The following is a 22,613-nucleotide window of genomic DNA, read 5'->3' as shown; positions in this document are numbered from 1 at the left end:
CCGGAGCCTCTCTCGTTTGTCTCGCCCGACGTCAGATGGCGATCTTGCCGCCGCCCTGTTTGGTGATCGCCACGACCGCCGGCCGCACCGGCATGTCCGGCTTGAAATCGGGCCAGCGGGTCGACGGGTCCTCGTAGTAGGAGGGCCGGCCGAACGCATCCCAGTCCTCGCCGCCGTCACCCGGATGCTGGACGGCGACGAAAGCGGTCTGGTCGTCCGGCGCGAACAGCGGGCCGCACATTTCGGCGCCGATCGGCACCCGGAAGAACAGTTTCGAGGTCGCCCGCGCCGATCCTTCCGTGTCCACCGCCCACAGGCCGTCGGTGCGGCCGGTGGCCTTCGGGCCCTGGCCGTCGGTGGCGACCCACAGGCGCCCGGCCGAATCGATCGCGCAATTGTCGGGCATGCCGAACCAGCCATGGGCCGTCGTCGCGGTGGAGAAGGTGGCGCCGACATCGGCCACCGCCGGATCGCCGCATTTCAGCAGCACTTCCCACTTGCCCTTCGTGGCGGCGAAATCGCCGCCGTCCTCGACGATCTCGATGATGTGGCCGAAGGCATTCCCGGCGCGCGGGTTGGCGGCGTCGACCTGATCGGCCTTGCGCTTGGAATTGTTGGTCAGCATGACATAGACCTTGCCGTTGCCGGCATTGGGCTGGATGTCTTCCGGCCGGTCCATTTTGGTGGCGCCAAGCAGGTCGGCGGCGCGGCGCGTCTCGATCAGCACGTCAGCCTGGCCGGCAAAACCGTTTTCCGCCGTCAGCGGACCCTGCCCGAACACGATCGGCATCCATTCGACCGAGCCGTCCTCGGCGAATTTGGCGACATGCAGCGTGCCGTCGTCGAGCAGGTCCTTGTTGGCCGCGCGGTCGCCGGCGTTGAACGTGCCCTTGGTGACGAACTTGTAGACATAGTCGAAGCGCTCGTCGTCGCCGAGATAGAAGACGACGCGGCCGTCCTTGGCGACGATCGATTCTGCACCCTCATGCTTGAAACGGCCCATGGCAGTACGCTTGCGCGGTACCGAATTCGGGTCGTTGACATCGACCTCGACGATCCAGCCGAAGCGGTTGGGCTCGTTCGGCTCCTTGGCGAGGTTGAAGCGGTCATAATGCGCGCCCCATTCATAGGCGCCTTCCGGTATGCCGAGGCGCTTGTAGTTGGCGGCTTCCTTGTGGCCCTCCGGCAGCTCGCCGGAGAAATAGCCGTGGATGTTCTCCTCGGCCATAACATAGGTGCCCCAGGGCGTGACGCCGCCGGCGCAGTTGTTGATCGTGCCGAAGACTTTCGTTCCGGACGGATCGGCATTGGTCTTGACGCGGTCATGGCCGGCGACCGGGCCGGACAGCGCCATCTCGGTGTTGGAGGTGATGCGGCGGTTGAGCTTGCCGTCACGCACCACCTGCCATTTGCCGCCGTCCTTGCGGATCTCGACGATGGTGCCGCCATGGGCGGCCATCTCGACATCGACCTGCTCCTTCGAGAGCGGCGCCACCTCGGCCGACTTCTTGCCGTCCTTCTCGACGATCTTGACGATGCCCGGGAACATCAGATGCGGGTTGGTGTATTCGTGGTTCACGACCAGCAGGCCGTGTTCCGCCGAGCCGTCGATCGCGACATAGCCGACATAGTCGTTGTTATAGCCGAACTGCCTGGCCTGGGCTTGCGCCGACTGCCTGGTCGGGTCGAATTCCGGCGAATCGGCAAACAGCGGATCGCCCCAGCGCAACAACACGTCGGCGTCGTAGCCCGGCGCGACATGGTGCTTGTCGTCGATACCGGCCTCCAGCTCGTCGAATGTGAAGGCCGAGCCTTCCGCGGCGCGAGCATCGTCGGCGGCGATCATCGCCAGCGGGCTGACGGTGGCGGCGATCGCCGAGACGGCAAGCGAGCCCTTGAGGAAGCCACGGCGCGAGAACCGCGCGGCGATAATCTCGCCCATCGTGCGGTTTTCGCTGGGATTGTTGGCTGGGCCTTCGTTTTCCTCGAGCAGGCTGGTGCGGAATCGGGCATCAGTGGAGCGATGTTCGGTCATGGGAGCCTCTGGCTGGATTTGGCTGGATTTTGTTGCCTGTTCGACCGCCTTACAGTCGACCGATCACATTTTCGTGACATCGTATGCGCGCTGCCGCTCCCTCACGATACCGGTTTTCACGCCGGGGCCTTGGGACTTTAGTCCAATCTTGCGCCTGCAAAGGTCCTGGGGGACAAACGCAACGGTCGGAGGCTGCTTTCGGTCACCACGTCTTTCGGCGATGTTGGTTGCACTGCAACGTTGGGGTGAGCGCGCCGGCTCAATCGACGGAGATCAGTATGCACGGATCGATTATGGCCCGTTGTTGTCGCCTGGCTCTGAGATCGGCGGCGCTTCTGGCGCTGACCGTCGCTCCCTATGGAATTGCCTTCCATGGATTCGTGCCTGGAATCGATGCCGCGACCGCACATGCCAAGGGTGGCGGAGACGGTGGCAATGGTGGCGGCAACGGCGGCAACGGCGGCAATGGTGGCAACGGTGGTGGCAGCGGGAATAGTGGGAATAGCGGGAACAGTAACGGGAATAGCGGCGGCGGGAACAACGGAAATGGCAAGGGCCAGCGCGACAAGAGCAGCGACAAGAGCAGCCATGTCAACGCCACCACCGGCGACGAGGTCGACGTGGACGGCAACAAGATTACAGTTCAGCACCCGGACGGTATGACGGAAAACATCGAGAACGGCCGTTTCAGGATGAAGGATGCGCTCGGCCGCACCATCATCGACCGCCCGGCCACACCGGCCGATGTCAGCCGTCTCAAGGCGCTGTGAATTTCGGCCCTGTGAATTCGGCCTTATGAATTTCGGCCTTGTGAAGCTGGTCAACAGGCAACGACCAGTTTCACACGTCACCTCCGCCGGGCCCCGGCGGAGGTGACCTCCTTTGCGTGGCGTTCCAAATGCCCCGAGGGCTTATTCCAGGAAAAAACGGTTTTCCCGCGAAAAGCGCAGCGCTTTCTCCTGGCGGAATTACGCAGACGCCGAACCGCTCTATGAGCGGTCCGTCTCGCGGTCGCGAAACTCGCGCATCATGAGGGCTGCTTCCGTGCGGTTTCGCACGCTGAGTTTCGACAGCACCCCCGTCATGTGGTGCTTCACGGTCTTCTCCTGCAGTTCCAGGCGCAAGGCAACTTCCTTGTTGCTCAGTCCCTCCGCCACCAGCCGCAGGATTTCGGTCTGCCGGCCGGTGAGTTGCCGCAGCCGGTCCGCCACGCCGTTGGCAGGCTGCAGGGACTGCACATCGGAAAGCAGCCGGGCCGACAACATCGGCGAAAGATAGCTTTCGCCGGCCGCCACGTTGCGCAGGATATCGGCAAGCGAGCGCGACCCAACGCCTTTGAGGACATAGCCGCGCACGCCAGCATTCAGGGCCTTGGTGACATCGCCATTGGCCTCTGAAACGGTCAATAGGACGATCTTCTGGGCGGGATGGTCGGCAAGGATGCTTGCAACCGCGGCCAGGCCGCCGCCCGGCATCGAAATATCGAGCAGCAATATGTCGGGCTGCATGGTCGAGACGATGCGTTCCGCGTCCTGCGCGGTCGCACCTTCTCCGGCTATCTCGAAGCCTCCGATCTCCGACAGGCTGCGGGTCACGCCTTCGCGGAACAGCGGATGGTCGTCGACAATGGCGATGCGAATGGCGTCCATTATGCTTGCTCCTCGACTGAAAGACGGATCACCAGCTTTGTGCCTTTCGGCCCGGTCAGGGTTTCGAACTGTCCGCCGATGCTTTCAACGCGCTCCCTGAGGCCGGCCAGCCCCAACCCCTCGGCCCGCGCCGGATCGAAGCCCGGCCCGCCATCCGACACCTCAACGAAAAGCCTGCCGTTTTTCATTCCTGCATGCACCGCCTGATCCTTGCCTCGCCCGTGGCGGTAGGCATTGTTCAGCCCCTCCTGCACGAAGCGATAGATGCTGATCTTCTCAGAAGCGCCGGGTTCGGGCAAATGTCCGGGCAGGGTGAGCCTCACCGACGTGCCCGTCCGGTGCTCATGTTCCTCGACGGCCAGCCGCAACACGTCCGCGGCCGCCGCCGTTTCTATCTGCGGCAGCACCAGGCCTGTGCAGATGCCGCGTATTTCGCGCATCGCGTCCTCCAGCGTCTTGCGGATCATGGCGACCTCGGTCGAGCGGCCTTCGCTGCCATGGCCGTCGCCGGTGAACACCGGACTGTCCATGCGCAGCGCCGCCAGGGCCACGAGCTGGGCCGGGCCGTCATGCAGGTCGGCGCCGATCCGGCGCAGGTATCTTTCGTTGAGTGCGGTGGCGCGGCGGGACGCCCGCTGCACGCGTTGCCGCAAGGCGCTGTTCTGCGTCACCAGCCCTTGCAGCTCCGACACCTGGCGGCGCAGCGCCCCGCGCTGGTCGTCGATGGTGCGGCTGGCGCGCAGGACGATGCTCGACAGAAGCAGGAATGCCGTCAAGGTGGTGCCGGCCACCACCAGCCAGCTCGACAGCAGGGCGGAAGCCAGGGTGGCTTTGAAATCGCTGGCGATCTCGTAGAATTCGGTGACGGCGACCACGTCGCCGGACCAGGGTTCGCGCACGGGATTGTAGATCTCGAGCAACGGCACGCCCGCGGCCCGCTCCTTCTCTTCGTTCTCGTCGAACGTATCGAACTGGGCAACGACACTGCCCTGGAAGGCGGAACGCAGATTTTTGTTCAGGTCGAAGCGGCGGCCGATCAAATCCGCGTCCTTCGCGTAGAGCACCGTGCCGTCGCGACGCCAGAGCCTGAACGATGCCAGGCGTTTGCCGAGAGCGCCCTGGCCGAGCGTCTCGTCGAGCGCCTGTTTGACAGATGCGCTAAGCTCCTCGCTCTTGCGCAGGTCGGGCAGTAGCGGCGCAATCACGCTGTCGACATAAAGGGCCGTCGTGGCAGCCGAATTGCGAGTGATGCCGTCCCGGATCTGCGTCGTCACCCAGGTCCCTACGACCAGCATGACGACCAGAAGCCCAAAGCCGCCGGCAACGACGAATTGCAGGGCAAGGGAAAGCTCGCTCCAGCGCCGCGCTAAGTTCTGAAGAATACGAATCATGGTCCCCTGACCGCCCTTCTATCGACATGCCGGGCGATTCCAGCACATTGAGCTTCAGTCTCGCCGTTGCCAAGACCTTCGTTGGAGACGACGTCGCTTGACGTCCCGACGCGCTTCGGAAACATGGTCCGCGACATCAGGCGAAAGCCGCTTCGAGGGGGACGGACGTTGAGTTTTTCGGGACTGCTGCAGCTTGGCCTTTCGACGGTGATCTTCCTGCTGGCGGCGACCGCCGCCAAGCAATGGGGCCTGGCACCGAGCCTGGGCAAGATCCTGCTGACGCTCGCGCTCTATTCGCTGGGCAATCTGATCATGCTGCGGCTGATCCGCGAGTTCGGCATGTCGGTGTCTTTCAGCCTCTCGGCGGTGATCCAGCTGGTCTCGGTCAACGTCGTGGCGCTGGTGTTCTTCGGCGAGCGCGTCAACGCGCTGCAGGCCGCCGGCATCGCGCTGGCGATCGCCGCCGTGGCGCTGATCACCCTTGGACCCTATCTGCAAGGGCGGTTGTAACGGTGCCGATGAAGAACGCTGCGAAAGCTATGCTCAACCGGGTCGAATTCCCGGTGCTGCTGGCCGGCCTGGTCATCGCCGGTGGGCTGTGGGCGTTCGAGGAATTGATGGAGGTGGCACGGGCCACCACGCCGCACGCCTTCGATACCGAAATCCTGCTTGCCTTCCGCCAGCCGGGCCAGCCCGGCGTTCCCATCGGCTCGCCATGGCTGGAAGGGGCGATGCGCGACATCACCAGCCTTGGCAGTACCAGCGTGCTGGTGCTGATCACCACGGCGACGATCATCTATCTGCTGTTGATCCGCCGCCCGGCGACGGCGCTTCTCATCTTCGTTGCGGTAGCGGGCGGCCAAGTGCTGTCGAGCCTGCTGAAAGTCGGCGTCGACCGGCCACGCCCGGAACTGGTTTCGCATCTGGTCAACGAGACCTCGCTTTCCTTCCCGAGCGGCCATGCCATGCTGTCGGCGGTGACCTATCTCACGCTCGGTTCGCTCGCGGCGCGCTTCCTGCCGGGCCGGACGACCAAGGTCTACGTCTTATTCTTGGCAGTGCTCACGACGGTGCTGGTCGGCGTCAGCCGCGTCTATCTCGGCGTCCACTGGCCGTCGGACGTGCTGGCGGGCTGGTGCGCCGGTTTCGCCTGGGCGATGCTATGCTGGTTGGTGGCGAGGCTTCTGCAACGGCGCCAGGCCGTGAGCGACGACACCTGACCTCGCTGTCAGATCAATCTGTTGATGAGGTGCCCACCACAGCCCGCCAGCGCCAAAACCATCGACAGCAAGCACGCCGATGTCATCAAAGTCTTGAAAACGGTCAACTGCGTCTACCCCTGTCCCGGATGCACGCCACCCTAGCTTGAAATCCTCGCGGAGTATCGAAGAAAATGGGCAATCAGGCGACAACGATTATGTCTAACGCATTTACAATGATGCTTGAAACATCACAATGATGGTATTACACATTATCTCCGCAGACTCAGATATGGGTTCCGGCCGATGATCACTGCCGCGCAAATGCGTGCCGCAAGGGCGTTGGCCGGCATCGACCAGAAGACGCTCGCCGAGCGCGCCGGCGTCTCGCTTCCGACCATCCAGCGCATGGAAGCGAGCGACGGCGTGGTCAGGGGCGTGGTCGATACGCTGATGAAGGTCATCCAGGCTCTCGATGGTGCCGGGGTGGAACTGATCGGCGAGAACCAGCCCAGCGAGCGCGGCGGCAGGGGCGTGCGCCTCAAGCCCGCCGTGCCGCCGGATCCCTAGGCTGAGCCGGCATAAGTCGCGACGGCGACCGCCGACAGTCCTGCCGACGATCCCGCCGCCTTTGCAGGTGCGGAAGGCAGCCCATGGATCAAGCGCGTCAGGCAGTGCATCAACCGGCCCATCAGCCGGTGAAGCCGACATTTTCCGAATTGTTCACGCCGAAGCTGGCGACAGTCTGGCGCGAGGGCTATCACCTGCCGCAATTCAAGGCCGACTTCATGTCCGGCCTGACCGTCGCCATCGTCGCGCTGCCGCTGTCGATGGCAATCGCGATCGCGTCGGGGGTGACGCCGGAACGCGGCCTCTACACCTCCATCGTCGGCGGCTTCATTATCTCGGCCTTGGGCGGCAGCCGCTTCCAGATCGGCGGCCCGGCCGGCGCCTTCATCGTGCTGGTGGCGGCGACGGTCGCCCGCGTCGGCGTCGACGGCCTGCTGCTGGCGACGATGATGGCGGGCTTCTTCCTGCTTGCGATCGGGTACCTCCGCCTCGGCACCTACATCAAATTCATTCCCTATCCGGTGACCGTCGGCTTCACCGCCGGCATTGCCGTCATCATCTTCTCCGGCCAGATCGTCGAACTGTTCGGGCTGACCCTGCCGGGCAGGGAACCCGGACCGTTCGTGCCCAAGTTGATCGCGCTTGGCGAAGCGGCCGGCACGATCAACCCCGCCGCGACCTTGGTGGCGGTGCTGACCATCGCAACCATCGTTTTCCTGAAGCGCTGGCGGCCGAAATGGCCTTCCATGCTGATCGCCATCGGGCTAGCCTCGCTCGTCGTGGCGCTGTTTGCGCTGCCGGCCGAGACGATCGGCACGCGCTACGGCGGCATCCCGCGCAGCCTGCAATGGCCTGGCCTGCCACCGGTCAGCTTCGGCAGGATGCTCGACGTCTTGCCGGACGCGATCGCCTTCGCGCTGCTCGGCGCCATCGAATCGCTGCTGTCGGCCGTTGTCGCCGACGGCATGACTGGCCGGCGGCACCGCTCGAATTGCGAGCTGGTGGCGCAAGGCTTCGCCAACATCGCGTCCGCCCTGTTCGGCGGCATCTGCGCCACCGGCACCATCGCCCGCACCGCCACCAACGTGCGGGCCGGCGCGCACGGCCCGGTTTCGGGCATCGTCCATTCGGCCATCCTGCTGGTGCTGATGCTGGTGGCGGCGCCGTTAGCCAGCTACATCCCGCTCTCGGCCCTTGCCGGCGTGCTGGCGGTGGTCTGCTGGAACATGTTCGAGAAACAGGCGTTCGCCACGCTGCTCAGGGCATCGCGCGGCGATGCGCTGGTGCTGCTGGCGACCTTCCTGATCGTCGTCTTCCGCGACCTGACCGAAGGCATCGTCGTCGGCTTCGCGCTCGGCTCGATCCTGTTCATCGACCGCATGGCGAAGTCCGTCGCCGTCGAGGCGGATCTGGCGCAGGACGATGTCGCCGACAGCGTCGACGGCGCCCGTGCCTATGATTCCAGCGAGGCCGCCGACGCCGACACCGTCGTCTACCGCATCTCGGGCGCCTTCTTCTTCGGCGCCGCCTCCACCGTCGGCAGCGTGCTCGACCGCATCGCCGACCAGCGCCGCAACTTCATCCTCGACTGTTCGGCCGTGCCGCTTTTTGATTCGACGGCGGCCAATGTCATCGAAAGCGCGGCCCGCAAGGCGAGGCGCGCCGGCGTGCGCTTCATCATTTCGGGCGCCTCGCCGCGGATACGGCGCATGCTGATCAACCACGGCGTCAAGCGGCCGCTGGTGACCTATGCCGCTTCGATCCGCGACGCTCGGGCGCAGCTGGCGGGAAAACAAGAGGTGGAGCAGCCGTCCCTCACCGGTTGAGCGATGCCGGGCCGCTGACGAACCGGCTTCCCACGAGATAAAATCGCAGCAGGCGCTCGGCATCCTTCGAAATGCCGATCCTGATGCTCTGCCCGATCGCGCCGGTTTCAGTGTCATCCCGAGCGAGCCATAGCGGGCCTTCCCGGCAAAGGTCGAGCCCGTCGATCGATCGATCGATCCGCAATGCCGCGGCCAGCCGTCCCGGCCCGCGCGCCAGGTCGCGCAGGCGCTCGACGCCACGGTTCAGCCGCATGATTGCGATGCCTTCCAGCGGCTCCAGCGCCCGGATCAGCACGCCGGTCCCGGTGCCTTGCGTGTCGCTCGAAACGTTCAGCATGAACGAGATGCCATAGGCGAGATAGACATAGGCGTGCCCGCGCTCGAGAAACAGCGACCGGTTGCGCGGCGTCATTCCCCGAAAGCCATGCCCGGCGGCATCGCCGACGACATAGGCCTCGGTCTCGACGATGCGGCCGCTGACCCTGCCTTCAGGCAAGTCACGCACCACCAGCTTGCCGATGAGATAGCGGGCGAGGGCGGCCGTATCGTCGGGCAGTTCTTCTCGCGCGAGCGGCGGATGATCGTCGCTGTGGCTCACGATATCCGCTCGACCCATTGCGCGCGCGAAGGTCCGGGTTCGAACGGATCGCCGAAATACTGGGTCTCGCGGGCCACCTTGCCGTCGAGGAACTCCATGATGCTGACGGTATAGGATGGCCGGCCGTCATAGGTCAGGACATATTCGGTGACCCAGAGGTCACCGGTGCCGGTGATGCGGCGCACGGTGAAGCGCTTGCGGTTCGGCTGCGCGGCGCGCGATGACTTGATCTTGCGCCGCCCATTTATGCGCTCGCCCGATTGCGGATAGTGGAGCACCGCATCCTCCCGGTAGATCTGGTGCTCCATCTCGAAGTCGCTGGCGTCGGAGGCGGCCCAGTGGCGATCCAGGGCCGCTCTGATCTCCCGGTCGTCCATGGCAAACCTCCTTGACCATCGCCGTGTGGACCGTCCTACCACGGTCCATCCACGGCTGTCAGCGAAGGTCGCGCGGATCGGCGTCGGGACGCCGGCTCTCAGTCGAGCTTCAGCGCCGCCACTTCGCCCTCGTTCATCAGCGGCACATAGAGGATCGACTTGCCGTCGGTACCGATGTCGGCGCTGCCGGGCTTGAACCGCGCCACCGCTTCCGGCGTGCCGCCGGTCCTGTATCGGTAGAGCGTGCCGGCCATGTAGGCGGTGGCATAGATGGTGTCGCCAATGGCGACGACGCCGTCGAGATCGGCGAACCTTTGGGCGCCCGCCAACGGCGTCACCGCCTTGCTGGCGAGGTCGACCGCCAGCAGCCCGCCCGGCTCGGCGGTGCTGAAGTCGGCCTTGATTCCCTTACCCCATGAGGCGACGATCAGCCTGGTGCCATCGGCGAAGACGCCGTTGGGCGAAGCGAGCAACGCATCCTTCACGAACAGCTCCGGCCTGTCGCCATCGATGCGATAGATCGTGTCGGCCAGCATGTCGGTGACATAGACCTTGCCGGACTGGTCCGATGTCATGTCGTTCAGGAAGACCGCCTTCGGCACGGCGATGCTTGCGATGAGCTTGCCGCTGGCGAGGTCGACGACACGGACCTTGGTGATGTCGGCGACATAGAGCTTGCCGCCCGATATCGCCATGCCCTTGGGCGCGTCCATACCGTCGGTCCAGTGTTGCGTTACGATCTCGCCGTCGAGGGACAGCACGCTGAGATAACCATTGCCGTCGGCGTCGCCCGGATTGCCGACGATGTTGGAAACGATGATGCGGTTATTGGCGGCGTCGAACAGCGCCGATTCCGGCTGCTCGAGGCCCCTTGCGCGCCAGAGCTCGCCGGCCTGGGCGGGAGCCGCGATGCCGATGGCGGCGATGAAGGCTGAGGTGATGAGGCGTTTCATGTCCGGTCTCCTGTGATGACGGCGGAGACCTATGGTTTTCGATACTTTTCGGGAAGAGCGATTGGCCCTAGTATCGAATATCGATACGAAACTGCCGGAATGAGGTGCATGCCATGAACGGCCCGATCTTCGAGGCGCTGAAACGGACACTGAAGGCGAAGGGGGTCACCTATCGCGAGCTTGGCGAGCGGATGGGCGTTTCCGAGCCGACGGTGAAGCGCATCTTCCACGAGAAGAACTGCAAGCTCGATCGGCTGGTGGAGATCTGCGCCGCCGCCGGCGTCGAGCTGGAAAACGTGCTCGGCTCGATGAACCGGGGGCCGGGGCCGGTCAACCACATCGCGCCGGAGATCGAGCGCAGGCTCGCCGGCCGGCCGGCGCTGCTCTTCGTCTTCGTCATGCTGTCGGAAAAGTTCACGCCGCAAGGCGTCATGCGCTCGCAGGGACTGAGCGAGGCCTCGATGTTCCTCTATCTGCGCGACCTCGAGGAACTCGGCCTGATCGCGCTCGGTCGTGGCCTGTCGGCGAAATTGCTGGTCGAAACGCCCATCCAGTGGAATTTCGAGGGGCCGCTCAGGCCGCTGTTCGAGATGACCAACAAGAATTTCATCGGCTGGGCGATCACCCATCTCGAGCGGGAGGCGACCTTCGTCAGCTTCTCCAGGCGGATGCGGCCGGAGACGGCGGAGATGGTGCGGCGCGAGGCGGAGGAGCTTGCCGACCGCGCGAAACTGCTGGCCCATCACGACCAGCACACCACGCCCGAGGACGGACTGGTCGGCTACAAATGGACGTTTGCCTTTGGCGCGACGCCGTTCGAGGCGATCATGCCGATTGGCCCACACCCGCGCGACGCCGGCGCGCGGGTGAAGGATCAGGCGTCCGAGGCAAAAAGGCGACCGCCGCTACCCGCTTAGCGCAATGGCGATCGGCGAGGTCTTCCGCCGTCAACCGGCCGCGGCGGCCAGATCGTCGGCGGGCGAGGCGCCGGCGAGATCGTCGCGGGCCTTGCGGGCAAGCCTCTTCGTCGAGCGCTTCGGGCTGTCGCCGAACAGTTCGGCCGCGTCGGCAAGGCACGCCTTCCTCAGGCTCTTTTCCGAGCGCTTGAGCAGCTTGCCGATAAGTTCCGTGTCCTCGGGCGGCCCAAGCGGCTCGCTGTCCGCCTCGAGCAGCGCGCGCATGACGAACACGTCATGCAGTTCGCCGAGCTGCTCGCCCAGTTCATCGACAGCCTTGCGCCGCGCCTTGATCGGGGTCGGCCACAGCCTGCCCAGCAGCGACAGGTGCATGCCATGCGTCTTGGCCGCCTTGCGCAGGTCGTGGAAATCGTCGGCCTTGCCGTGGGCGCCAGCCTTGTCGAGCGCCTTCCTGGCACGGCGCAAGGTGACGCGGGCGCCCTCGGCGAGCACGTCTGCGGCCTGTTCCGGCTGGTCGGGCAAGGCAAGGGCTTCGATGCGCTTCATGCCGTCTTCGCACGCGGCGGTCGCCGCGCCGATCGCCGCCTGCAGCCCGGCGCCTTCGTGCAAATCATGCTGGCGCGCGATCAGCCTGTCGCGCACGGCATCGAGCCCGCCATCGGCGCTCTCCTTCGCGAAACGCGCCGCCAGCCGGTCGATGGTCTCGATCAGCGCCGTCGCCTCACGCGGGCCGGCTAGCAGCGCTGCCACGTTGCGGTAGCACTGATTCTCGGTCGCGCAGAATGTTTCGTCTCCGGAACGAACGAGGCGCAGCAAGGCACGCGCGCTCTTCAGCCGCTTGCGGCACTTATGCAGGCCCTGTTCCGGCCGGGCGCGTGCCGCATCCAGATGCAACAGGGCCTTGCCGATCTCCTCGGCAAGGATGCGTCTGACCTCGCCGGTCAGCGGCATGCGCGGGTCTATGCGAAAGCTCATGCGGCGATCTCCGGTATCCCTCCGAGGGCGAGCGACGCGTTGTAGAACTTCTGATCGCCGGTGACTTCATGGCCGAGCCAGTCCGGCAGCATTTCATCCGGAACGTCTTCCGGAGTCTCGAGTTCGGCCACCACAAGTCCCGCCAGTGCACCGCCAAAGACATCGACTTCATAGAGATAGCCGCGATGTCTAACATGGTGACGTGTCTTCTCGATGACACGTCCGATGGCGAAGTCCAGCATCTCCACCGCCTCCGCGAGCGGGATCGGATATTCGAACTCGTCGCGCTCGCGCGCGCTGCTGCCGAATTTGAGCGTCAGCTTGGCCGAGGCTCCGTCGCTGATGCGGATGCGGACGGTTCGTCCGGGTGCCATGGCGAGATAGAACTGGAGAATGCGAATATCCGCTTCCACCAGATCCCGCCATGCTGTGCTGGAGACCAGGAACTTACGCTCGACTTCCTTGCCCATGGCCGCGCACTAAAGCGTTTGCCGCGCGCGATGGCAAGACGGAGCGCGCGGAAGTTGACTTTAATCAATCGATTGATTAAGATCTTCAACATGATCAAATCGCCAGATGCCAAGACGCCCCGCCGCGAGACATCCCCGGCAGAGCTGACGCGCTCCGCGCTCGTCCGGGCGGCGCTGAAACTGTTCGGGCGGCAAGGCTTCGACGGCACCTCGACGCGCGAGATCGCGGCCGAGGCGGGGGCCAATATCGGCTCGATCGCCTATCATTTCGGCGGCAAGGAAGGTCTTCGCGCAGCTGCCGCCGACTTTATCGTCGAGACCATTCAGGCCGTCGCCGGTCAGGCGCTCAATGAACAGGCCGCGACGGCTGGCGATCCGGAGGCGGCGCGCGCGCAGCTCTTCGCGGCCCTGGAACGGATGGTCGGCTTTGTCGTTGCCAGTCCGCAGGCCGGAGAGATCGTGCAGTTCGTGTTGCGCGAGCTGTCGTATCCGACGGCGGCGCTCGACCGCATCTATGAAGGCGTCTTCGATCCGGCGCATCGTCGTTTGTGTCTGCTCTGGGAGCAGGCCACCGGCGAGCCGGCCGAGAGCGAACGGACCCGGCTCACCGTGTTCACGTTGATCGGCCAGGTCATCTATTTCCGCATCGGCCGCGAGGCGGTGATGCGCCGCATGGGCTGGCACGAAATCGGTGCCGCCGAGGCCGCCAAGGTGGTGGCGGTCACCACGGACAACCTCGGCGCCATACTCGCCACCCGAAAGAGGCAGGGATGAAGGGATCAAGACAATGAGCATTTTGTGTTCGCTGCCGCTCGCTGCCCAACTGTTCGCTGCCTGCGCCCCGGCGGCACCGCTCGCCGTCGGCTATGTCGAGGGCGATTATGTGCTCCTGGCGCCGATCGAAGTGGCGCAGGTCGAGACGGTGACCGTGAAGCGCGGCGATCGCGTCACGCCGGGAGCCACCGTGGTGACACTCGAAAATGCCGACGCCAAGATCGCGGTGGCGCAAGCGCAGGCGGCCCTTGCACAGGCGCAGGCGCAGTTTGCCGACCTCCAGGTCGGCAAACGGCCGGAAGAGATCGCCGTGCTGAAGGCCGAGGTCGACATGGCCAAGGCACAGGCCGCCGACGCCAAGCGAAAAAACGACCGCGCCTCCGATCTGTTCAAGCGCGGTACCGGCACCCAAGCGGACTATGACACCGCCTCGGCGACGCTGGAAACCGCCAATGCCCAGGTTGGCCAGGCCGAGGCCAATCTCGCCGTCGGCGGCCTGCCGGCGCGGCCCGAGACGATCAAGGCCGCCGACAACCAGGTCAAGCAGGCGCAGGCGGAACTGGAACAGGCGCGATGGCGCCTGTCCAAGCGCACGCTCGCAGCCCCTTCGCCCGGCCGCGTTAACGACGTCATCCGCAATCCCGGCGACACGGCGGGCCCGACCGCGCCTGTCATCTCGGTGCTTCCCGACGGCGCGGTGAAGCTCAGCGTCTATATTCCGGAAAGCGCGTTCTCCTCGGTCAAGGTCGGCAGCCTGCTCAGCGTCCGTTGCGACGGCTGCGGCCCGGACGTGAAGGCGCGCGTCAGTTACGTTTCGCCTGATCCCGAATTCACCCCGCCGGTGATCTATTCGCTCGAGAACCGGCAGAAGCTGGTCTACCTCGTCGAGGCGCGGCCGGAGGGCGATGCGGGGCCGCTTCAGCCCGGCCAGATCGTCGATGTCGATCTCGCGGATATGGGAAAATGAACGCCATCGACGTTCACGGCCTGGTCAAGCGCTTCGGCGACAAGACCGTCGTCGATCATGTGACGATGTCGGTCGCCGAGGGCGAGATCATCGGCTTCCTCGGCCCCAACGGCTCGGGCAAGACCACCACCATCCGCATCATGTGCGGCCTGCTGACGCCGGACGAGGGCGAAGGCACGGTGCTGGGCTTCAACATCCGCACCGATGCGCTCAGGATCAAGCGTGAAGTCGGCTACATGACGCAGAAATTCTCGTTCTACGAGGACCTGACGATCGGCGAGAACCTGGAATTCGTGGCGCGGCTCTACCGGCTGAAGCCGGTCGAGGAATATGTCTCGCGCACGCTGGAGGATCTCGGCCTGGCGACGCGCCGCAACCAGCTGGCCGGCACCTTGTCCGGCGGCTGGAAGCAGCGTCTGGCGCTGGCCGCCTGTATCATGCACAAGCCGAAACTGCTTCTGCTCGACGAGCCGACGGCCGGCGTCGACCCGAAGGCGCGGCGCGAGTTCTGGGACGAGATCCATCGCCTGGCCAGCGGCGGGCTCACCGTGCTGGTTTCCACTCATTACATGGACGAGGCCGAGCGCTGCCACCGCATCAGCTACATTTCCTACGGCAAGATGCTAGCCACCGGTACCGTCGCCGAGGTGGTGAAGAATGCGGGCCTGGCCACTTTCGTGCTGCAGGGTCCGCGGCTCGACGAGGTGGCGCAAACGCTGCAAGGCCGTCCCGGCGTCGACCAAGTGGCACCGTTCGGCGCGACGCTGCATGTCGTCGGTTCCGACCGCAAGAAGCTTGAGGCTGCCCTTGCCGATGTTGAGAGAGAGCACAAAGGGGTGACCATGAAACCCGGCGAAACCAGCCTGGAGGACGTCTTCATTCAGTTCATGTCGGGATCGAAGGACAATATGGCATGAACAACGTCTTTTCCTTCGCCAGGCTCGGCGCCCTGCTGATCAAGGAGTTCATCCAGATGCGGCGCGACCGCATCACCTTCGCCATGATGCTGGGCGTGCCGCTGATACAGCTCGTCCTGTTCGGCTACGCCATCAACAACGACCCGAAAAGCCTGCCGGCGGCGCTGGTGGCGACCAGCAGCGACCCCTACACCCGCGCCATGGTCTCGGCGTTGCAGACCACCGGCTACTACCGCTTCGACAATGTCGCGCAAAGCGCTGACGAGGCCGAGTTCCTGATGGCGCGCGGCGACGTCGCCTTCGTCGTCACCATCCCCGCCGATTTCGCCCGGCGCGTCGAGCGCGGTGACAAGCCGCAGATCCTGATCGAGGCCGACGCCACCGATCCGGCGGTCGCCAGCGGCGCGATATCGACGCTCGGCACCATCGCCGGCCAGGCGCTGCTGAGAGCGCAGGGCATGCAGGAAGCCGCCGCCGAGGCCGCCAGGGGCCAACTCGATGTCGTCGTGCACCGGCGCTACAATCCCGAAGGCATCTCGCAATACAACATCGTGCCCGGCCTGCTCGGCGTCATCCTGCAGATGACCATGGTGATGATGACCTCGATCGCGCTGACGCGCGAGACCGAGCGTGGCACGATGGAGAATCTCCTGGCGATGCCATCGAGCCCGCTGGAGATCATGATGGGCAAGGTGCTGCCCTATCTGGCGGTCGGCGCGGTGCAGGTGGTGGTGGTGCTGGCGGCGTCGAAGCTTCTGTTCGCCATCCCTTTCACCGGCTCGATGACGCTGCTTTTGTCGGCGGTGCTGGTGTTCGTGCTGTCCCTGGTGCTGCTCGGCTACACGATCTCGACGATCGCGCGCACGCAGATGCAGGCGCTTCAGCTCACCTTCTTCTTCTTCCTGCCCTCAATCATGCTGTCGGGCTTCATGTTTCCCTATCGCGGCATGCCGGGCTGGGCGCAGACCTTCGGCGAGATTTTTCCGCTGACGCATTTCCTGCGCATCACCCGCGCGGTGATGTTGAAGAGCGCCCAGCTGCCGGCGGTGGCGACCGAGATCGGCTGGCTGGCGGCGTTCGTGGCGCTGTTCGCCGGCGTGGCGCTGGTACGGTTCAGGCGCACGTTGGACTAAAGTTTCGAGCGCCCTCTCACATCATCGCTCAGCCGCCGCACGATCTCGGTCGTCCTGCGAATATCCGGTTCGCTGAGCGCGACGCCCATGGTGGTTGCGATCGAAAGGAGCTGGGTGTTGAGTTCGCGGTAGCGCGCGTCGCCTATGGGCGTCAGCTGCACGAGCTTGGAGCGCCGGTGCTTCGGATTGTGGACGAATTTGACGAGCCCCTCGGCCGCAAGCTCATCCGCCAGCCGCTGCATCCGCTGGCGGCTGGTGGGTCTCATCTGAGCGATCTGCGGCACGGTCAGGGGACCAAGCAGCGCGAGACTTCGCATGAAGCCGAACGCACCGCCGCCCCAGCTGGTGATGAGCCCCGTCTTCTGACCCAGGGCCCGTATTCTGAAGAAGCACTGGGCCACTTCGAGCATCAGCTCGGCGATTGCCTCGCCCTTGCTGTCGACGATTGGTCCGATCCCGTCCTTCGGCATGCCTCGGTCCTGTGTCATGCCGCTGCCATGCGCATCCATTCCGCTGACCTCGCCTGTTTCCTGATTGACACGCCGATTGTCAAGTATAGAATGACACCTTAGTTGTCATTTGAAGGCGACCTCCCCTACGTAGCCTCCAGGACCTGCAGGAGCAGCCACGGGTATGGACACAGATGGGCAACAAGTGGCCGCGACAGCAGGCGTCGCTGGGCGACCGATCCTTTTCTTTCCTGCCGCTGTTCTGGTCGGTCTCAGCTTGGATCGGGTGCTGCCTTTGCCGTTCCCGGTGCCGGGGATCGACCTGGTCCACCGGATCGTCGGCGGGTCGCTGATCCTGATAGGTTTGGCGCTTTTTGCCGCGGGGGTCCGCCGCTTCTCCAGCGCTGCGACGCCTTTGCCCACGAACCAGCCCGCCCGCGTGCTCGTGACGACAGGCATTTACCGCTGGACCCGCAATCCCATCTATCTTGGGTTTTTTCTCATGTACGGCGGCATCGGCGTCGCGACACAAAGCTCGTGGGTTCTGATCCTAACACTGCCGCTTGTGTTCATGGTCCGCTATGGCGTCGTCGCGCGCGAGGAGGCTTACCTGGAAAGGCGGTTCGGCGACATCTATCGGGGCTACAAGGCCCGCGTGCGCCGCTGGCTGTGACAGTTGGACAAGAGCGCCGGCCTGCAGCGCCGGCGCCATTTGCGGCAGCCAACTGATTTGGCTTTGACCCAGAGTGCCGCGCGTCCAATTGGCCAGCGCATGATCCCGCAGATCAATTGCAACCTTTATGCGGCCCCCATGATTTCCGCATAGGTGCCGAAATCGACATTGCCGCCGGACAGCATCACGGCAACGCATTTGCCGGACAGTTCGATCTCGCCCGATGACAGCGCCGCGAGCGCAACGCAGCCGCCGGGCTCGACCACCAGCTTGAGATGGGCCATGGCGTCGCGCATCGCCTGTGCGGTCGCCTTGTCGGAAACGGCGATGGCGCCGGCGAGGTTGCGGCGGTTGATTTCGAAGGTGATGACGCCCGGCTCGGCGGTCAGGATGGCGTCGCAGATCGAACTGTGGCCCGGCTCGTTCGAAACCCTGGCGCCCGCCGCCAGCGAGCGGCGAGTGTCGTCGAAATGCTCGGGTTCGACCGCCCAGATCGCGGTGCCGGGCGAGGCATCCTTGACCGCGACGGAAATGCCGCTGGTCAGGCCGCCGCCGCCACAGGGGATGACGACCGCGTCGAGCGATACACCGAGCGCCCGCGTCTGCTTCACCAGCTCCAGTCCGATCGTGCCCTGGCCGGCGATGATAGCCGGGTCGTCGAAGGGCGGCACCAACGCCATGCCCCTGTCGAGGTAAGGGCGAACCACCGTCATGCGGTCGTCCTTGAAACGGTCGAAGGGCACCACCTCGGCGCCCATCTTGCGGACATTGGCGATCTTCATGTCAGGTGCATCCGCTGGCATGGCGATGACCGCTTTGACGCCGAACATGGCGGCCGAAGCCGCCACGCCTTGCGCATGGTTGCCCGAGGAGAAAGCGACGACGCCACGGCTGCGTTCCGCCTCGCTCAGCGAGGACAGCTTGTTGTAGGCGCCGCGGAACTTGAACGAGCCGGTGCGCTGCAGTGTCTCCGGCTTGAACAGGATGCGGCCGCCGAAGCGCCTGTTCAGCTCCTGCGATTCGATCAGCGGGGTCTCGACGATCAGCCCCGAAAGGCGCGCGGCGGCGGCGTGGATGTCGGCAATGCCGGGAGGGGTGGTCATGGCAGGTCCTGTGGTGATGCGATCCGGCCATGGTGCACGGAAAGGCTCGCGCGATGCCAACGAAAAGATGTGACCGGGACAATTTGCGATTGTGATCAAGATACAAATATAGCCCGCGTTGCGGCCGCCAGCGTATCGCACTTCACCCCAGCAACGTCCGCTGCCTTTTTGTCCCGCCCAGCTTGCGCCAGCTGTTGAACCGATGCGTGGCGGCGGCGAACGAGATCTTCATCTGCTGGGCCACCGAATAGCGCGACTTGCCTTCGTCGAACATGCGGTAGCAGCACTCGACGCCTTCCTCGGTCAGCTTGCCGTCCGGCGCCTTGTTGTGCGGATTGGCAGGGTCGAATTTCTCGACCTGCTGTTCGACAAGGCCTTTCAGGCGCTGCAGGTCGGCCTCAATGCTGGCGATGAGATCGAGGACCGGTTTCGGGTCATAGGCGTGCGGAGGCGTCTTTGCCGTCATCAGCTCGTTCCTTTTTATGGCTTGGTGCCACATATAGGTGAACATTCGGCAATAATGAAGGACGATACCAAGGCCGGGCTTCAACTATTGTTGACCGCGGCCAAGCGCGCGATTGACCACCGACGCCGTAAACCCTAGTTTAGAACAATTCTAAACTAGGGTGATTTCCTCATGCTTTCCCGTGTTTTCGGCTTCGGCCGCCGCTCCTTCGAATCGCTCTCCGAACAAGAGATCCTGGCGCTGGCCATTTCATCGGAAGAAGATGATGGCCGCATCTACCGCGCCTACGCGGATGGACTGGCCGAGACTTTCCCGCGATCGGCCAAACTGTTCGAGGCGATGGCCAAGGAGGAGGACGGCCATCGCGACTCGCTGATCGAGCTCCATCGCAAGCGTTTCGGCGAGCGCATTCCGCTGATCCGCCGTGAACATGTGAAAGGCTATTATGAGCGCAAGCCCGACTGGCTGGTGCGGCCGCTCGGCATCGAGGCCGTGCGTACCCAGGCCGAGGCGATGGAGCGGCAGGCCTACCTGTTCTATGTCGAGGCGGCCAAGCGCACCACCGATGCCTCGACGCGAAAACTGCTCAACGACCTGGCCGCGGCCGAACAGGGCCATGAAAGCTCGGCGCATGCGCTGGAGCAGAAACATGTCCCGGGCGAAGTCAGGGTCGAGGAGGCGACCGCCGAGCAGCGCCAGTTCATTCTCACCTATGTGCAGCCGGGCCTGGCCGGGCTGATGGACGGATCGGTATCGACGCTGGCGCCGATCTTCGCCGCCGCCTTTGCCACGCATGACACGTGGCAGACGCTTCTGGTCGGTCTCGCCGCCTCGATCGGCGCCGGCATCTCGATGGGGTTCACCGAAGTGGCCTCCGACGACGGCAAACTGTCGGGCAGGGGCTCGCCGATCAAGCGCGGCCTGACCGTCGGCGTCATGACTACGCTGGGCGGCCTCGGCCACGCGCTGCCCTACCTCATCCCGCATTTCTGGACGGCGACCGGCGTTGCCGCCGTGGTGGTGTTCTTCGAATTGTGGGCGATCGCCTTCGTCCAGAACCGCTACATGCAGACTCCGTTCCTGCGCGCCGCCTTCCAGGTGGTTCTCGGCGGTGCCCTGGTGTTCGCGGCGGGTGTGCTGATCGGGAATGCGTAGAACGCCTCTTCCTTCCCCCTCGTGGCGGAAGGTGGCCTCGCGCAGCGAGGTCGGATGAGGGGTGCTCCAGGGAAAGCCAGCGTCTCACTCCGCTGGAACACCCCTCGACCGTCTCGGCGCTGCGCGCCGATCCACCGCCCTGGGCGAGTCACGGTCCTCGCCCGCCCTTCGGGCCCCACAAGGGGAGAAGGGAAAAGCGTCGCGCTAACCTCTCACCCATTCACCGCCCGGCTGTCCGCCGGCGCCTCGTCTCTTTCCGTCAGCCCATAATCCCGCACCACATGCGCGATCCGCAATCTATAGCCGGCAAAGATGCCGCCCCGCCCTGCCTTTTGTGCCTGTCGGTGTTCTTCGGTATTGCGCCAGGCCTTGACCGCCTCCTCGTCACGCCAGAACGACAGCGACAGGATCCGGTTCGGGTCGGCCAGGCTCTGGAAGCGCTCGACGGAGATGAACCCATCGATGCCGTCGAGCAGCGGCCGCAGATCGGCGGCGATGCTCAGATAAGCCTCGCGCCGGCCCTGTGCGGGCTGCACCTCGAAGATGACGGCGATCATAGCTTCACCAATGGCGCGTGCGGGCCGGAAGCCAGTTTCAGGAACATGCGGTCCTCCCTAAGGATGAAGCGTTCACGGCGGGCGAACTCGTAGTTTGCCTTGCCGGCGGGGTCGGCGGCAAGCCGGGCGCGATAGGCTTCGTAGGCGGCCAGATTCTCGATGTTGTAGGCGGCATAGGCCGTCGTGGCCGAGCCCTCATGCGGTGCGAAATAACCGATCAGATCGGCGCCGCAGCGCGGAATGGCCTGGCCCCAGTTGCGGGCATACTCCTCGAAGGCGGCCTTGCCGAACGGGTCGATCTCATAGCGGATAAAGCACGTGATGGTCATCTCGGTCTCTCCTTGAAGAGTGTTTTCGCGTCGATAATTCGAGCGGCGTCGAACCGTTGTATCGTCCGATCTGCTAGGCAAATGTCCTGACCTCAAGCCTGCCAGAAGGACTTCGCGCATTCGCGGCGCACATCTTCCCGTGTCAGGCCAAGGTCGCGCAGCAGATGGTCGTCGATCTCGCGGAGGTCGCGGCGCTGCAAATGGCGGTCATACCAGCGGGCCGGCAGCCGCGAGCGGACCCAGCTGATGAACGGGAACGATTGGCGGCGGGGCAACGGTGCGGGGGTGAAAGCGATTCGTGCGGCCATCGTCGTCTCCTTGATCTGGTCGGAGAATAATGTTTACCTGACAAGAATGCTTCGATGAGGATCAAACCATGCGTGAAGGACCCGATATTGCCCGCATCGCCAGCCTGGTCGGCGATCCGGCCCGCGCCAACATGCTGAACGCCCTGATGGGCGGCACGGCATTGACCGCGAGCGAACTGGCGCTGGAGGCCGGCGTGTCGCTGCCGACCGCCTCCTCGCATCTGTCCAAACTGATGGAGGGCGGGTTGCTGACCTTGGCCAGCCAGGGCCGGCATCGTTATTACGGGCTGGCCGGCCCGCAAGTGGCCGGCATGATCGAAGCCATCACCGGCGTGGCCGAAGCTGTTGGCCCCAAACGCGTGCGGCCGGGTCCTCGCGACGGCGCGATGCGCATCGCGCGCGTCTGCTACGATCACCTTGCCGGCGAGCAGGCCGTTGCGATGCTGGATCGCCTTGTCGAGAAAAACATCCTGGTCCGCGACGACAAGGAGATCAGGCTCGGGCCCTCCGCCGCATCGCACTTCGCGGCGATAGGCATCGACGTCTACACCAAGCCGCGGCGGCCGGTGTGCCGCGCCTGCCTCGACTGGAGCGTGCGGCGCTCGCACCTCGCCGGGACGCTGGGCGCCGCCATCCTCGACAAGATCCTTGCCGAGAAATGGGCGCGCCGCGAGAAGGACAGCCGGGCGGTGATTTTCTCGCCGCCCGGCAAGCAGGCGTTCGAGAGGGTGTTTCTGGCGTGATGGATTGCGGAGACCTCGGCGGAACAGCGCCCCCCTCCGGCAGGCCAGAGGGGGGTGGTGCCCCAGGGCGTCGAAAGTC

General features: G+C 64.7%; 27 protein-coding genes. 13 read left to right on the top strand and 14 right to left on the bottom strand.

The genetic code is table 11. From position 1 onward, the window contains the following. Nucleotides 1-31 precede the first annotated feature (31 nt). The gene (locus tag FJ434_RS19400) at nt 32-2,035 is read right to left on the bottom strand and encodes a PhoX family phosphatase (protein ID WP_140749826.1); all 2,004 of its coding nucleotides are present in this window, start codon (nt 2,033-2,035) and stop codon (nt 32-34) included. A 278-nt stretch (nt 2,036-2,313) separates the two neighbouring features. Between FJ434_RS19400 and FJ434_RS19395 the strand changes: the two genes are divergently transcribed. Next, nucleotides 2,314-2,805, top strand: a complete 492-nt coding sequence (locus FJ434_RS19395; RefSeq protein WP_140749829.1) for a hypothetical protein — start codon at nt 2,314-2,316, stop codon at nt 2,803-2,805. A gap of 219 nt (nt 2,806-3,024) precedes the next feature. Here FJ434_RS19395 and FJ434_RS19390 read toward each other — a convergent pair whose 3' ends face one another. Both FJ434_RS19390 and FJ434_RS19385 read right to left on the bottom strand, forming a co-directional pair. Then, nucleotides 3,025-3,687: a response regulator transcription factor gene (locus tag FJ434_RS19390; RefSeq protein ID WP_140715722.1), complete on the bottom strand. Its 663-nt coding sequence runs from the start codon at nt 3,685-3,687 to the stop codon at nt 3,025-3,027. Further along, on the bottom strand, nt 3,684-5,075 hold the full coding sequence (locus tag FJ434_RS19385; protein WP_140715720.1) for a sensor histidine kinase: 1,392 nt from the start codon (nt 5,073-5,075) through the stop codon (nt 3,684-3,686). Before FJ434_RS19385 ends, FJ434_RS19390 begins: the two co-directional genes overlap by 4 nt. Nucleotides 5,076-5,243: 168 nt before the next feature. Between FJ434_RS19385 and FJ434_RS19380 the strand changes: the two genes are divergently transcribed. The 4 genes from FJ434_RS19380 to FJ434_RS19365 all read left to right on the top strand — a co-directional run bounded on the left by FJ434_RS19380 (nt 5,244) and on the right by FJ434_RS19365 (nt 8,670). Continuing rightward, nucleotides 5,244-5,585, top strand: coding sequence for a hypothetical protein (locus FJ434_RS19380; RefSeq protein WP_027146446.1), 342 nt, complete (start codon nt 5,244-5,246; stop codon nt 5,583-5,585). An 8-nt stretch (nt 5,586-5,593) separates the two neighbouring features. Continuing rightward, nucleotides 5,594-6,295, top strand: coding sequence for a phosphatase PAP2 family protein (locus tag FJ434_RS19375; RefSeq protein WP_140749832.1), 702 nt, complete (start codon nt 5,594-5,596; stop codon nt 6,293-6,295). A 285-nt stretch (nt 6,296-6,580) separates the two neighbouring features. Continuing rightward, nucleotides 6,581-6,844 (top strand): helix-turn-helix transcriptional regulator, encoded by a 264-nt coding sequence (locus FJ434_RS19370; RefSeq protein ID WP_140715716.1) that lies wholly within the window; start codon nt 6,581-6,583, stop codon nt 6,842-6,844. Between the two features lie 83 nt (nt 6,845-6,927). Then, nucleotides 6,928-8,670, top strand: coding sequence for a SulP family inorganic anion transporter (locus FJ434_RS19365; protein WP_140507084.1), 1,743 nt, complete (start codon nt 6,928-6,930; stop codon nt 8,668-8,670). Here FJ434_RS19365 and FJ434_RS19360 read toward each other — a convergent pair. The 3 genes from FJ434_RS19360 to FJ434_RS19350 form a co-directional block, all read right to left on the bottom strand. Then, entirely contained in the window at nt 8,660-9,286 is a 627-nt protein-coding gene (locus FJ434_RS19360) for a DNA-3-methyladenine glycosylase (RefSeq protein WP_140749836.1), read from the bottom strand. The genes FJ434_RS19365 and FJ434_RS19360 overlap by 11 nt on opposite strands. Then, the gene (locus FJ434_RS19355; protein WP_140749839.1) at nt 9,265-9,645 is read right to left on the bottom strand and encodes a nuclear transport factor 2 family protein; all 381 of its coding nucleotides are present in this window, start codon (nt 9,643-9,645) and stop codon (nt 9,265-9,267) included. The genes FJ434_RS19360 and FJ434_RS19355 overlap by 22 nt, the downstream gene beginning before the upstream one ends. Before the next feature lie 98 nt (nt 9,646-9,743). After that, entirely contained in the window at nt 9,744-10,598 is an 855-nt protein-coding gene (locus tag FJ434_RS19350) for an ATP/GTP-binding protein (protein ID WP_140749842.1), read from the bottom strand. Between the two features lie 113 nt (nt 10,599-10,711). Between FJ434_RS19350 and FJ434_RS19345 the strand changes: the two genes are divergently transcribed. Continuing rightward, the gene (locus FJ434_RS19345) at nt 10,712-11,515 is read left to right on the top strand and encodes a helix-turn-helix transcriptional regulator (RefSeq protein WP_140749845.1); all 804 of its coding nucleotides are present in this window, start codon (nt 10,712-10,714) and stop codon (nt 11,513-11,515) included. Nucleotides 11,516-11,545: 30 nt separating this feature from the next. Here the strand turns inward: FJ434_RS19345 and FJ434_RS19340 are convergent, their stop codons facing one another. Together FJ434_RS19340 and FJ434_RS19335 are read right to left on the bottom strand one after the other, a co-directional pair. Beyond that, a complete protein-coding gene (locus tag FJ434_RS19340) occupies nt 11,546-12,490 on the bottom strand; it encodes a CHAD domain-containing protein (protein WP_140749848.1) in 945 nt (314 codons plus the stop codon). Further along, nucleotides 12,487-12,960, bottom strand: coding sequence for a CYTH domain-containing protein (locus FJ434_RS19335; RefSeq protein WP_140749851.1), 474 nt, complete (start codon nt 12,958-12,960; stop codon nt 12,487-12,489). The genes FJ434_RS19340 and FJ434_RS19335 overlap by 4 nt, the downstream gene beginning before the upstream one ends. Nucleotides 12,961-13,050: 90 nt before the next feature. Between FJ434_RS19335 and FJ434_RS19330 the strand changes: the two genes are divergently transcribed. From FJ434_RS19330 to FJ434_RS19315, 4 genes are read left to right on the top strand one after another with little or no spacing between them, the layout of a single operon-like run. Continuing rightward, nucleotides 13,051-13,734, top strand: coding sequence for a CerR family C-terminal domain-containing protein (locus tag FJ434_RS19330; protein ID WP_140750049.1), 684 nt, complete (start codon nt 13,051-13,053; stop codon nt 13,732-13,734). 13 nt (nt 13,735-13,747) lie between these two features. Then, the gene (locus FJ434_RS19325) at nt 13,748-14,701 is read left to right on the top strand and encodes an HlyD family efflux transporter periplasmic adaptor subunit (RefSeq protein WP_140507070.1); all 954 of its coding nucleotides are present in this window, start codon (nt 13,748-13,750) and stop codon (nt 14,699-14,701) included. Beyond that, the gene (locus FJ434_RS19320; RefSeq protein WP_140749854.1) at nt 14,698-15,618 is read left to right on the top strand and encodes an ABC transporter ATP-binding protein; all 921 of its coding nucleotides are present in this window, start codon (nt 14,698-14,700) and stop codon (nt 15,616-15,618) included. Before FJ434_RS19325 ends, FJ434_RS19320 begins: the two co-directional genes overlap by 4 nt. Beyond that, nucleotides 15,615-16,751, top strand: a complete 1,137-nt coding sequence (locus FJ434_RS19315; protein WP_140507066.1) for an ABC transporter permease — start codon at nt 15,615-15,617, stop codon at nt 16,749-16,751. The genes FJ434_RS19320 and FJ434_RS19315 overlap by 4 nt, the downstream gene beginning before the upstream one ends. Here the strand turns inward: FJ434_RS19315 and FJ434_RS19310 are convergent. Then, nucleotides 16,748-17,260 (bottom strand): MarR family transcriptional regulator, encoded by a 513-nt coding sequence (locus tag FJ434_RS19310; protein WP_140749858.1) that lies wholly within the window; start codon nt 17,258-17,260, stop codon nt 16,748-16,750. The two genes, FJ434_RS19315 and FJ434_RS19310, sit on opposite strands and share 4 nt — an antisense overlap. A 124-nt stretch (nt 17,261-17,384) precedes the next feature. Between FJ434_RS19310 and FJ434_RS19305 the strand changes: the two genes are divergently transcribed. After that, nucleotides 17,385-17,873 carry an isoprenylcysteine carboxylmethyltransferase family protein gene (locus tag FJ434_RS19305; RefSeq protein ID WP_140749863.1) on the top strand — a complete coding sequence of 163 codons (489 nt, stop codon included), beginning with the start codon at nt 17,385-17,387 and terminating at the stop codon, nt 17,871-17,873. A 125-nt stretch (nt 17,874-17,998) separates the two neighbouring features. Here FJ434_RS19305 and FJ434_RS19300 read toward each other — a convergent pair whose 3' ends face one another. Both FJ434_RS19300 and FJ434_RS19295 read right to left on the bottom strand, forming a co-directional pair. Next, nucleotides 17,999-18,976 (bottom strand): threonine/serine dehydratase, encoded by a 978-nt coding sequence (locus FJ434_RS19300; RefSeq protein WP_140749867.1) that lies wholly within the window; start codon nt 18,974-18,976, stop codon nt 17,999-18,001. A gap of 142 nt (nt 18,977-19,118) precedes the next feature. Next, nucleotides 19,119-19,442: a hypothetical protein gene (locus tag FJ434_RS19295; protein ID WP_027146459.1), complete on the bottom strand. Its 324-nt coding sequence runs from the start codon at nt 19,440-19,442 to the stop codon at nt 19,119-19,121. A gap of 171 nt (nt 19,443-19,613) precedes the next feature. Here FJ434_RS19295 and mbfA point away from each other — a divergent pair, with 171 nt between their 5' ends. After that, complete coding sequence (gene mbfA / locus FJ434_RS19290; protein WP_140749870.1) at nt 19,614-20,597, top strand: iron exporter MbfA; 984 nt, start codon at nt 19,614-19,616, stop codon at nt 20,595-20,597. 212 nt (nt 20,598-20,809) lie between these two features. Here the strand turns inward: mbfA and FJ434_RS19285 are convergent, their stop codons facing one another. The 3 genes from FJ434_RS19285 to FJ434_RS19275 all read right to left on the bottom strand — a co-directional run bounded on the left by FJ434_RS19285 (nt 20,810) and on the right by FJ434_RS19275 (nt 21,791). After that, nucleotides 20,810-21,154, bottom strand: a complete 345-nt coding sequence (locus FJ434_RS19285) for an antibiotic biosynthesis monooxygenase (RefSeq protein WP_140749873.1) — start codon at nt 21,152-21,154, stop codon at nt 20,810-20,812. Further along, the gene (locus FJ434_RS19280) at nt 21,151-21,483 is read right to left on the bottom strand and encodes an NIPSNAP family protein (RefSeq protein ID WP_140749876.1); all 333 of its coding nucleotides are present in this window, start codon (nt 21,481-21,483) and stop codon (nt 21,151-21,153) included. Before FJ434_RS19280 ends, FJ434_RS19285 begins: the two co-directional genes overlap by 4 nt. A 92-nt stretch (nt 21,484-21,575) precedes the next feature. After that, nucleotides 21,576-21,791, bottom strand: coding sequence for a DUF1127 domain-containing protein (locus FJ434_RS19275; protein WP_140715693.1), 216 nt, complete (start codon nt 21,789-21,791; stop codon nt 21,576-21,578). Nucleotides 21,792-21,859: 68 nt separating this feature from the next. On the opposite strand from FJ434_RS19275, the gene FJ434_RS19270 reads away from it, so the two are divergent. Then, the gene (locus tag FJ434_RS19270) at nt 21,860-22,534 is read left to right on the top strand and encodes a winged helix-turn-helix domain-containing protein (RefSeq protein WP_140507050.1); all 675 of its coding nucleotides are present in this window, start codon (nt 21,860-21,862) and stop codon (nt 22,532-22,534) included. The last annotated feature ends 79 nt before the right edge of the window (nt 22,535-22,613 follow it).

Source organism: Mesorhizobium sp. B2-5-13, assembly GCF_006440535.1.
GTDB lineage: Bacteria > Pseudomonadota > Alphaproteobacteria > Rhizobiales > Rhizobiaceae > Mesorhizobium > Mesorhizobium salmacidum.
The sequence above is the reverse complement of the archived record's forward strand: the minus strand, read 5'-3'. Positions and strand labels throughout refer to the sequence as shown.